General features: G+C 63.3%; 9 protein-coding genes. 1 reads left to right on the forward strand and 8 read right to left on the reverse strand.

What is annotated here, in order from left to right:
• Position 1 precedes the first annotated feature (1 nt).
• The 6 genes from FW789_RS19595 to FW789_RS19620 all read right to left on the reverse strand — a co-directional run bounded on the left by FW789_RS19595 (position 2) and on the right by FW789_RS19620 (position 5,960).
• A complete protein-coding gene (locus tag FW789_RS19595; RefSeq protein ID WP_446431908.1) occupies positions 2-1,420 on the reverse strand; it encodes an efflux transporter outer membrane subunit in 1,419 nt (472 codons plus the stop codon).
• Positions 1,417-2,292: an efflux RND transporter periplasmic adaptor subunit gene (locus FW789_RS19600; RefSeq protein WP_446431909.1), complete on the reverse strand. Its 876-nt coding sequence runs from the start codon at positions 2,290-2,292 to the stop codon at positions 1,417-1,419. The genes FW789_RS19595 and FW789_RS19600 overlap by 4 nt, the downstream gene beginning before the upstream one ends.
• On the reverse strand, positions 2,289-2,501 hold the full coding sequence (locus FW789_RS19605; protein ID WP_101322650.1) for a DUF1656 domain-containing protein: 213 nt from the start codon (positions 2,499-2,501) through the stop codon (positions 2,289-2,291). The genes FW789_RS19600 and FW789_RS19605 overlap by 4 nt, the downstream gene beginning before the upstream one ends.
• Positions 2,498-4,585, reverse strand: a complete 2,088-nt coding sequence (locus tag FW789_RS19610) for an FUSC family protein (RefSeq protein WP_446431910.1) — start codon at positions 4,583-4,585, stop codon at positions 2,498-2,500. The genes FW789_RS19605 and FW789_RS19610 overlap by 4 nt, the downstream gene beginning before the upstream one ends.
• Positions 4,582-5,034, reverse strand: a complete 453-nt coding sequence (locus FW789_RS19615; protein WP_103435394.1) for a MarR family winged helix-turn-helix transcriptional regulator — start codon at positions 5,032-5,034, stop codon at positions 4,582-4,584. Before FW789_RS19615 ends, FW789_RS19610 begins: the two co-directional genes overlap by 4 nt.
• 113 nt (positions 5,035-5,147) lie before the next feature.
• Positions 5,148-5,960: a tetratricopeptide repeat protein gene (locus FW789_RS19620; protein WP_103435395.1), complete on the reverse strand. Its 813-nt coding sequence runs from the start codon at positions 5,958-5,960 to the stop codon at positions 5,148-5,150.
• Positions 5,961-6,165: 205 nt separating this feature from the next.
• Here FW789_RS19620 and FW789_RS19625 point away from each other — a divergent pair, with 205 nt between their 5' ends.
• Positions 6,166-6,723 (forward strand): WYL domain-containing protein, encoded by a 558-nt coding sequence (locus FW789_RS19625; protein WP_186701439.1) that lies wholly within the window; start codon positions 6,166-6,168, stop codon positions 6,721-6,723.
• A 61-nt stretch (positions 6,724-6,784) separates the two neighbouring features.
• Here the strand turns inward: FW789_RS19625 and FW789_RS19630 are convergent, their stop codons facing one another.
• Together FW789_RS19630 and FW789_RS19635 are read right to left on the reverse strand one after the other, a co-directional pair.
• Entirely contained in the window at positions 6,785-7,126 is a 342-nt protein-coding gene (locus FW789_RS19630; RefSeq protein ID WP_446431914.1) for a tryptophan synthase subunit beta, read from the reverse strand.
• 166 nt (positions 7,127-7,292) lie between these two features.
• A partial coding sequence (locus FW789_RS19635; RefSeq protein ID WP_446431911.1) for a type I secretion C-terminal target domain-containing protein occupies positions 7,293-10,554 on the reverse strand: 3,262 nt, incomplete at its 5' end.

Below are 10,554 nucleotides of genomic sequence, written 5' to 3' on the forward strand. Positions count from 1 at the left end.
ATCACTTGCCTGCGGGGTCTTTCCAACCACCGCCCAACGCCAGGAACACACTGATCTGCCCCATCGCCACCTGGCTGTTGGCCGCGGCCAGCTGCCCGCGCATGTCGGTGTAGGTGCGGGTCGCCTGCAGGTCCGCCAGGAACGACTCGCGCCCGGCCTGGAAGTAGCGGTGGGTTTGCTCGGCCGCCTGCTGAGCCGAGCGCTCGGCCTCGGCCAGGGCATCGCGCCGGTCGAGCAGGGCGCTGTACTGCGCCAGCCGGGTCTGGGTCTCGCGGATGGCGTTGAGGACCACGCCGTCGAAATGGGCCAGGGCTGCTTGCGTCGAGGCCTCGGCCTCGCGAATGCGGGCACGGGTGCCGTTGGTGGGGATGGTCCAGCTGACCAGCGGGCCAAAGCCCCAGCGGTTGGTAGACGGCTCGCCGAGGTTGTCGAGGATGCCGATGGTGCCGACCTGAGCGCCGATGCTGATGTTCGGGTACAACGCGCCCGTAGCGACACCGATGCTCGCTGTAGCGGCTGCCAACTGGCGTTCGGCCTGGCGCACGTCGGGGCGGCGTTTGAGCAGTGCAGCGCCATCACCCACCGGGATTAGCTGGGCCAGATGCGGCAGCTCGGCACAATCGGCAGTGCCTGCCGGCAGTTGCTCGACAGGTTTCGCCAGCAGCGCCGCCAGGGTATACAAGCCCGTCTCGCGCTCAGCCTGAAAACGCGGCAGCTCGGCGCTCAACGACTTGAGCTGGGTTTGCGAGCGGGTGACCTGGGTTTCATCACCACGGCCGGCATCACGCAGGCGCTGGGTCAGTTGCACGCCTTGCTGTTGCAGGTCCAGCGACTGGCGAGCGATGTGCAGCTCTTCGTTGGCCGAGCACACCTGCGTATAAGCCTTGACCACGTCGGCCACCAAAGTGATGCGGGCAGTGTCAGCGGCGGCCTGGACGGCGTCGGCATTGGCCTGGGCGGCCTCGGTGCCGCGCTTGAAGGTGCCCCACAGGTCGAACTGATAGGAAGCGCTGATGATCGCTTCGCCGATGTTTGCGACCGGGACTTTTTCCGGTTGCAGGAAGGCTTCGCCAGACTCCTGCAGGCGTTGCGCAGCAAGCTTGCCGGAACCGCCAAAGCCGCCCTGCGATTCAGCGACCTCAAGCTGGGCGCGGGCCTTGGCGATGTTGGCTGCCGCCACGCGCAGTTCGCTGTTGCTGGCCAAGGCCTGGCGTACCAGCTGGTTCAGACGCGGGTCCTGGTAGAGCTGCCACCAGTCCTCCGGCACCGGTGCCGAGACCACGCTTTCGGCGTCCTGGCGCAAGGCGCCGTTGAGGTCGCTGCGCTGGACCGCAGCGTCCTCTGGTACCTGATAGTCGGGGCCGACCATCTGGCAGGCGCCGAGTGACAGGCTCAGGCCAATCAGCAACAGGCGTTTCATGGGCGCTGGCCCTCGAGGATAGTCACTGTGGCCGTGCGCCCGGCGATCATGCGGAAGTCGGCTGGCACCTGATCGAAGGCAATCCGCACCGGGATGCGCTGGGCCAGGCGTACCCAGCTGAACGCCGGGTTGACGTTGGGCAGCAGGTTGGCGCCGCTGCTACGGTCACGGTCTTCGATGCCGGCGGCAAAGCTTTCGACATGGCCACGTAGGCGGGTGTCGTCACCCATCACGCGGATGTCGACGGCATCGCCGATATGGATGCCGCCGAGCTTGGTCTCTTCGAAATAACCATCGACGTGGTACGAGCCGCTGTCGACTACCGATAGCACTGCACGGCCGGCGGTGACGAACTCATGGGCACGCGGGGCGCGGTCGTTGAGATAGCCGTCGACCGGGCTGCGCACTACCGAGCGATCAAGGTTGAGTTGCGCGCTGTCGACTGCGACCTGAGCCTGATTGACCGCCGAGCGGGCGCGGGCTTCACGCGATTGGCTTTCTTCCAACTGCTCGGCCGCGACCAGGTTGCCCAGCTTTTTGTTGCGCCGGGTTTCGCGGATGGCTTGAGCGAGGGTTTCCTGGCGCTCGTTCAAGGTCGCTTGGGCGTGGCGCAGGGCCAGGCTGAAGCGATCCTGGTCGATGCTGAAGAGCACGTCGCCGCGCTTGATCACCTGGTTGTCGCGCACCTCGACGCGCTGGATCAGCCCGGACACGTCCGGGGCGATCTGGATCACGTCGGCGCGGATGTGGCCGTCGCGGGTCCACGGGGCGAACATGTAGTACACCACCATCTGCCAGATCAGCACGGCGGCAAAGGTCACTACCAGCAGGGTCAGGACCACACGGCCCAAGGTCAACAAAGGTTTTTTCATGGCAGCATCAGGCTTCGGCAAAAGTGGTCTACCGCGCCAAGCAGCACGGCATACAGGGCAACGTTGAACAACGCCCGGTGCCAGACCAGGCGGTAGAAATGCAGGCGCACCAGCACAGCGTGCACGCCAAGAAACAGCAGGTAGGTGCCGATCATCATCACCAGGAGCGTGGGCAGGAACACCCCGCTGATATCCAGTTCACCAATCACAGCGGGGCTCCATCGATGCCATCAGGCAGTTGCGCGGGGGCACTGGGCTCAAGCATCACCTCGACACCCGGCAGCAAGGCCAGGCGCAGGCCGCTCAAGGCGTGCAGCAAATGCACGCGGGCATCGCCACGGTCGTGCAGATCGTCCAGCGCCAGGCTCTGCCGGGCGCGCTCCATGTTGCGCAGCAACTCTGCCGGCGCATGCAGGCGTTCGCCGGCGCGCAGGCACTGCGCATAGTGGGCGCCGACTTCTTCGATCACCGTCTGCAGCGCCTCGCGCGCTTGCAGGCCAGTCCGCGGCAGGTAGGCCTGTAAGTCCAGCAGGTTCAGGCCCACGCGCAGGTCACGCAGGGCCACGCCGCTGTCCTGGCCAGTCTGCGCCAGCCGCGGCAGGTGTTGCATAAGGCGGTCGAGCATCTGTACACCGACTTTGCGCTGCTCGGCCAACGGCGCTGGCTGGGTGATTTCGACGATGTCGCGCCAGGCAAAACGGGTCAGCCGTTTGGCCGCCAGCTCGACGCCGAACGGGCGCAGCAGCAGGGTCCAGATGAACGCGAACAGCAAGCCCACCGGGCCTGCCAGGTTGGCGTTGAGGAAGGTGAAGAAGTCGGCATCGTAGGCACCCTGGATGCTGACAAAGGTCGCGGTGTTGACGATGGTCAGCAAGGTGCCGAGGTAGAAGCGCGGCTGCACGGTCAGCGTGCCGACGCAGATGAACGGCACGGCGAAGGCCAGCACCAGCATCGGGAAGTCGTGCAGGTTGGGCAGCACCAGGAACAAGTACAGGCTGGAGAAGATCACCGACAGCAGGGTCCAGAAGAAGAACCGGTAGATCTGCGGTGCGGGGTCATCCATGGCGGCGAAGAAGCTGCAGGCGACCGCAGCGAGGATCACTGCGCTGGCGCCGTCGTGCCAGCCCAGGCCAATCCACAATGCGCAGGCGACGATGATCGCAGTAACCGTGGAGAACACCGAGTAGAGCATCAGCCCACGGTCGAAAAACGGCGTCAGCCGGCCCAGCCGCCAATGCCGGTAGACCGCCCGCCAGGGCGTGGCGTCATCGGCGCGCAAAGCATGTTGCAGGGCGCAGCAGTCCTGCCACAGGTCGACCCATTCGGTCAGTCGGTAAAGCGCGTTGGAGAGCAGTAGTTCCGGCCGCTGATCGAGCGCGGCAGCGCTTGGTTGCCGAGATTCGAGTTTGTCTCTGAGGGCGCGCCAGCGCAGTACCGAAGCATCCTCGGCGCTGCCTTGCAGCCAATCGCGAGCATCGGCCAGCAGCGGCTGAATCAGGCTGAACTGCGCTGGCGCGCGGCCTTCGAGAGCGCGCAGGGCGTCGTCAAGGGCATCGATGACCGGCAGCAGGTGGATCATCCGGCCACGCAGTTCGCGGGCATTCTTCAAAGTATGCGGGCCGGCGCCTTCGTGACCGAGCTGGCCGATCATCAGCTCGAGGCTGTTGAAGGTGGCAACCATCGAGGCGCGCAGGGCGGCGACATTGTCGACCGCGACATCACGGGCCAGGTAGCTGTCGCTGTAGCGGATCGCTTCGGCGAACCAATTGCCGGTCGAACCGACTACCACCGGCGCCAGCCGCCGCGGCCAGAAGATCGCGCCTACCACCGCTGCGCAAACGATGCCCAGGCAGATCTCCTGGGCCCGCGACGAGGCGACGTCGAACACCGCCAGCGGGTCGTCGACTACCGCCAGAGCAATCATCGGCAAGGTATAGCCCGCCAGCATCAGCACGTAGTTGTTGGCGGTGCGCAGGTTCAGCGAGAGGAACAGCAAGGTCCCGGTCCACAGGGCGATGGCCCCCGACAGCAACAACGGCGACTGTACCAGCGGCGGTACCAGCAGGATCGCCCCGCCTGCGCCGAGCAGCGTGCCGAGGGCGCGGTACAGGGCCTTGGAGCTGGTAGGGCCAACGAAAGGGCTGGAGACGATGTACACCGTAGCCATCGCCCAGTACGGGCGCGGCAGCTGCATCAGCAGGGCGATGTACAGGGCGATCATCGACGCGGCAAAGGTGCGCACGCCGTAGAACCAGTCGCGGGCGGGCGGCATCGAGCTGAAGAAGCCGTTCATGCCAGGCCCTCAATGGGCCCTTGAGCGGCGCCTTCGAAGGCCCGGATCACTCGCAGCGAGGCCTCCAGATCAGCCTGGCTGATGCCCTTGAGGATGTCACGCCGCAGACGCACCAGCTCGCCTTCGATCGACTCGGCGAGTACCCGGCCCTCGGCAGACAGGCTCAGCGCCTTGGCCCGACGATCGAGCGGGTCTTCACTGCGACAGACCAGCCCGGCTCGGCACAGCTGGTCGAGCAGGCGCACCAGTGACGGGCTCTCCAGCCCGGCAGCGTTGGCCACCGCAACCTGATGCACGCCATCGCCCAGGCGCACGATCATCAACAGCGGCACCGCGCAGGCTTCGGAAATACCATAGCTGGTCAGGGCTGTATGGCAGATACGCCGCCAGTGGCGTGCGCCAACCACCATGCCGCTGCTGACTTGCAGGTGCAGTGAATCGAGTGTCATGGAGTAACCGGAAAATATATTCATAGTTTGCTAACTATCAATATACGCCCTGCCCCACCCCCCGCGTCAACCGCCGGCGATGAGCTGCGAGGATGAAAGGTTATTCATGCACCTCAGCGCTGAACCTGGTCTTCAAGCTTCATGGTCAAGGCAAGGTTGCTGCCCATCTGGATCGCCTGATCACGCCAATCCTTGTAACGGGCAATGTTGCGGCTGCTGAAATGCACCGCCAGCTCTTCTGCTGCCTGCATCACCCCGGCGGCTGCCGCCAGCTCCAGCCAGTACAGGGCGGCCTTGATATCGGCCTCGACATACAGCCCATGCAGAAAACGATGGCCGACCTCGAACCGACAGCGTGCCTCGCCCAGTTTGGCCCCGCGCATGAACCAGCGCAGCGCCTCGACCGGGTCAACCATCCATTCCTGCTCAGCGTCGCAGACTTCCTCTTCGAACAGGTCGCCCAACGCTGCGGCAGCGTGCAGCAGGCCGCCCTCGAATGCCTGGCGATAGCATTCGGCAGCTTGCTCGTAACACACCGCCACGCCTTTGCCGAAGTAGTGCTGCTGGCCAAGATTGAACCAGGCGGCAGCATTGCCCTGTAGCGCGGCCATGCGCAGCAGATGCCCAGCCAGGACCGTATCTGCCAGCCAGTACTTGCCGTTGAGCCAGATCCAGCCAAGGTCGTTCAGTGCAGCGATGTTGCCCGCCAGCGCGAGCCGGCGCAGGTCGGCATACACCGCCTGCAGGTCGACGGCTTCATCCAGGCGATTGACCAGACCAGGGCGCTCGCCCAACTGCCCGCAGTGGCTGGGTAGACCGACACCGGTGAACAGGTGCTGACGCTGGCGCGGAGGAATCGGCACAGGGATTATCCGCGCCGGTAAAAGACGCGCGAGCAGCGAATGGATATTGCTGGCAGCAGACATGTTCATCCTCATTGAACGCTTCACAACCCAACCACAGCCGTGGTGAGGCGTGATTCTGCGGCATGCTACGACGAAACCTGTCGCGAACGATTCGAACCCAGGCAACCAAATGCAGGTTCATTGATCTGAGCGAGGTGTGGCTAATTGCCATGCGCGCCCTGTGCCGCCATTCTGGTGCGGCAAGCCTAGACAAGGACGTTTACCTTTGCCGTTCGCCACTACTCGCGCCACCCTCAGCCGTCAATGGGCCCTGCTACGTCAGCTGCCTAGCCGCTCGCCCGGCATTACCAGCGCCGAGTTGGTCTGGGGGTTGCGTGACGTCGGCTTTATCGTCAGCAAACGCACGGTCGAGCGCGACCTCAACGAGCTTGCGTTGATCTTCCCGCTTGAGCGCAATGACAAGAGCATCCCGTTTGGCTGGCACTGGTCAGCGGCAGCAGTAAGCGAGCTGCGCGGCAATTTCGATTTGCAGGCGTACCTGCGCGGGGATGCGCTGCAGCCGGTGCAGGGTGATGGCATTGAGCTGCAGGCGTGGATCAGCGATCTGCTCGCCCGGCAGCTGCGTGACGCGCCGTTGACCCCGGACATGCAGTTGACCGCGCTGGAACACGGCCACCGCCTGCGCGCGACGGTCAGCGACGGCTGGCCGCTGCGCTGGTGGCTGCTGAGTCAGGGCGACAGCCTGGTGGTCGAGCTGCCGCAGCCACTGCGTGAGGAAATCGGGCGTACCTTGAGCAGCGCTGCGGCTCAATATCAGGACTGAGCCACAGCGCTTACCCCAGGTAGGGACCGCCCGGCCTCTGGACTGAGGCCGGGGCGTTCATTCAGATCAGCCCGCTCCCATGATCTTCTTCTATCAGGTTGCTCAACCCACCCAAGGCACGGCGTGCGCTAGAGCGGTTGAGCAGCTTGGCCTGAGCGCCGGCCGGCAGGTCGGTAATGCTCAGCACGCCTTTGTTGGTCAGCACTTCGATCAAGTCCTCGAGCACCCGGATCATGTCCAGATCGCTCTGTTTGAGCTGGTTGAGGCTGTTGCCGATAACATCGTCGGCCAGCCAATGCAGGACCTCGACGTGGTCACCCGGCAGGGTTTCGGTATGGCCTTCAAAAGCCTTGGCGTCGACCCGCGACAGGCGCCCATCGGCGTCGCGCTGCACGTAATACAGGCTGTGATCCGTTGTCACGGTGAATCCTTCTGGTTGCGATAGGGGCAGAATAACGCTTGAGGTAGCCCAACACGACTTCGGCCTCGTTGCAGGCAAGCTGCGACGAGGCCGGAGTCAAATCAGTGCACAACGCCAGCAGCAGTTGCCTGCTGCTGGCGGGTGAACATCAGCCGTTGTGGTTGTCGACCTTGATCAACGGATCGGCACCGCTAATCAGCGAGTTGATGGAGCTGTTCGACCAGTTGACGCCCTGCACGGTGATAGTGGTATCGACGTGATTGGTGCCATCTTGAACGTTGAGCTTGCCATCGCTGCTGATCTGCAGAACGGTGTCGCCTTGCACGGTGGTCATCTTCAGATAGTTGTCGATGGTGCTGCCCTTCTCGCCCTGGAGCAGTTCGCTGAGGTCGATGCGGTCGCCTTCGGACGCCTTGAAGTCGGTGATCACATCGTTGCCGGTGTGGCCCGCTTTCCAGACGAACAGGTCGGCACCGCTGCCGCCGGTGAGGATGTCATTGCCCTTGCCGCCGATCAGCGTGTCGTTGCCGGCACCGCCGAAGATGTTGTCGTTACCGTCGCCGCCCAGCAGCGTGTCATTGCCGCTGGTCCACGCCGGTGCCGCCACGCCAGCTGCGCCTGGGCCGGTACCTTGAATGGTCACGTACAGGTGCGCGGTGTCGGTATCGCCGTCCGGCTGGGTCAGCTTGTAATCGAACTGATCCATGTGGCCGACGCCGTCTTTGCTCGCAGTCGGGGTGTAGGTGTACGAGCCGTCTTTGGCGATCACCAGGCTGCCGTACTGACCGTCGACGGTGGTGCCGCCTGTTGGTACATCGACCCATGCGCCGTTGACCTTGATTGCCAGGGTCGAGACTTCGCCGTCAGTGCCCCACGAGTCGTTGGCAGCTACCGTGCCGGTGACTGGTGTTGCAGTCCATTCCACTACTGGGGCGCCAGGTACGGTGACTTTGAAGTCATCGAAGCTGATATTGGCGCTGCCGGAGGAGAAGCTGCTGGTGTCGTCATGCACGCTCAGTTGCACGCGGTACTGGGCGTTCGCTTCCAGCGCATCGGTGGTGATGGTGGAGGTACCGTTGGCGATCGAGCCGCCTCCGGCCACGGTCCAGTTGACGCCATCGGTGCTCTTGAACAGCGTCCAGGCCGCAGTGTCTTTCTCGGTCGAAAACCAGTAATTCACTGTCGACAGCGAAGCTACCGCCTTGAACGACATCGTCTCGCCGCCCACCGCTTTGTACAGCGGGGTCAGGATCGAGGCATCGCCGTAGCTATTACCGTTGCGATCCGTCAGCACGAGGGTCGGATTGCTGCCGCTGCTGACACTGGCATCCGCCGTGGTGCCGACCACCGAACTCACCTGCCAGCGGCCGGTGTCGGCTGCCGGGTTAGGCGTGTCGCGATCGACTGCGTTCTCGAACCGCCACTGGCTCTTCTCGCCGCTTGTGAAGCTGGCCAAGGTAACGTCGGTTGGCGCGCCCATGACCGTTTTCGAGGTCAGTGTGGCGGTCACATCGTCGTTGCCAGCGATTGGGTCGCTGCGGTCGTTGACAGTCAGGGTCAGCGACGAGGACGCGGTGTTGCCAGCAGCATCCTTGACCGTGAACTTGACCACTGCCGACAGCGAATCGGCCGTGTCGAAGTTGTCCTTGCCCGAGAAGGTGTAACTGCCATCGGACTTGATCACTACCTTGCCGACATTGCCCAGGTCGAGGGTCTTGGAGTCGGTGGCACTGGTGAACGAGTAGGTAACCCCGTTGTACTCCACCGACGCCAGTTTCCAGCCATTGCTGGCCCAGCCCGCGGTACCGCTGGTGGCGTTGTCGGTCACGTTGCCGGACACCGCGCTGCCGCCGACGCTACCCACCAGCGCCTGAGTCAGAGCACTGAGCGAGGTATCGACGACCAGCACGTGGTTGTCATTCACACCTTGAGTGATGGAACCGGCGGTTTCACCTGGCTTCCAGCCGATCGGCTCAAGGTAGTTCTTGTCGGTATTGCTCAGCCCGCCGAAGCCTACAGCGAAGGAGTCATTGAAACCTTTCTGATCAAGGAAGTTGATCCAGTTGTTTTCATTGGCGCCCTGGCCGCTGGTAGGCACACCGTCGGACATGAAGATGTTGACCAGCTTGTTACCGCCCGGCGGCGGCGCCGTGTAGTTGTTGATGACCGTGTTCAGGGCACTGTTGTAGTAGGTCTGGGTGCCAGCCTTGAGGGCGTCGATGGCCGCATAGGCGTCATCCAGGTTGGTGAACCAGCCGCCATCTTTACCGGAAGTGTGGAAGGTGGCACTGGAGCCGAACGACACGATAAACACCGAATGCACAGTACCGGAGTCGAACAGGTTCTTGACCGCGTCCTTGAGCATCTGCAGGCGCGAGGTATACGGCCCGCTGCCATCCGGGTCGCTGCCGCCGTCGCCATTGCCCTTCGGCCCCATACTGCCCGAACGGTCGAGCACCAACACCACATCGGCACCACCCGCAGTACCGCTCTCGATGATCGAAGCACTACCAGGCGCGGTGATGACCGGGCCTTTGTCGTTGTCGATGATGGTGCCGGTGGCGACGTTCTGGCTGCCCACCGCGAGGTTCTCGAACACCTGATTGTTGTCGTTGACCTGCTTGATGGTGGCGGTCAGCGTCTCGCTGCTTTCGATCTTGGTGTCGTCGAAGGTCTTGACGTTGAACTCGACGCTGCTCTTGCCGCCAGTGATGGTCACGCTGGTTGGCAGCGTACCTTCAATGTCGCTGGCATCAGCATTGCCGGACCATTCCAGGTTGACCGAAACCGACTTGCCGGTTGGCACACTGATCGAGTTGCCCGACTTGTCGACCAGCTCGACCTTGTAGGTCAGGTTGCCGCCTTCGTTGACCGAACCGGTACCGACCATGCTGATCTTCGCGTAGACGGTATCGATGGTGTCGGCGATATCGGCAATCGCGGTTGCGCCGGTTTCGATCTTCTCGTAGTTGCCACCGCTGCCGCTGACCACGGTCGCAACCAGCTTGCTGGCGTCATTGAAGACGTCTTCGGTGTTCGGGTTAGGTACGCTCAGCGTGCCTTGGCCTTGGCTGTTGATCGAGACGTTGTAGTTGCTGGCGCCGACTTTGACGACCAGTACCACTGGGTCGCTGCCAGCCTGCGGCGGCTTGCTCATCTGGAAGTTGAAGATGACGTTGGCGTCAGCTTCAGTCGCAGCTTGCGGCGTGATGGTTACGCTGACTGGGGTTTCGGTGTCAGCAATTTGTGCTGTGCCAGTCGCGCCGGTTTCGATCTTCTCGAAGTTGCCGCCGGTGCCGCCGGTGACGGTGGCCACCAACTCGCTAGCGTCTTTGTACACGTCTTCGCTGTTCGGGTTCGGGACCTGAATGGAGCCCTTGCCGTTGCTGTCGATGTTGACGGTGTAGTCG

The organism is Pseudomonas sp. 1121_17 (genome assembly GCF_052850745.1).

Excerpts from the sequence above, each read along its gene's own strand:
- FW789_RS19595 (WP_446431908.1), bottom strand. The coding sequence starts at position 1,420 with ATGAAACGCCTGTTGCTGATTGGCCTGAGCCTGTCACTCGGCGCCTGC.
- FW789_RS19600 (WP_446431909.1), bottom strand. The coding sequence starts at position 2,292 with ATGAAAAAACCTTTGTTGACCTTGGGCCGTGTGGTCCTGACCCTGCTG.
- FW789_RS19610 (WP_446431910.1), bottom strand. The coding sequence starts at position 4,585 with ATGAACGGCTTCTTCAGCTCGATGCCGCCCGCCCGCGACTGGTTCTAC.
- FW789_RS19615 (WP_103435394.1), bottom strand. The coding sequence starts at position 5,034 with ATGACACTCGATTCACTGCACCTGCAAGTCAGCAGCGGCATGGTGGTT.
- FW789_RS19620 (WP_103435395.1), bottom strand. The coding sequence starts at position 5,960 with ATGTCTGCTGCCAGCAATATCCATTCGCTGCTCGCGCGTCTTTTACCG.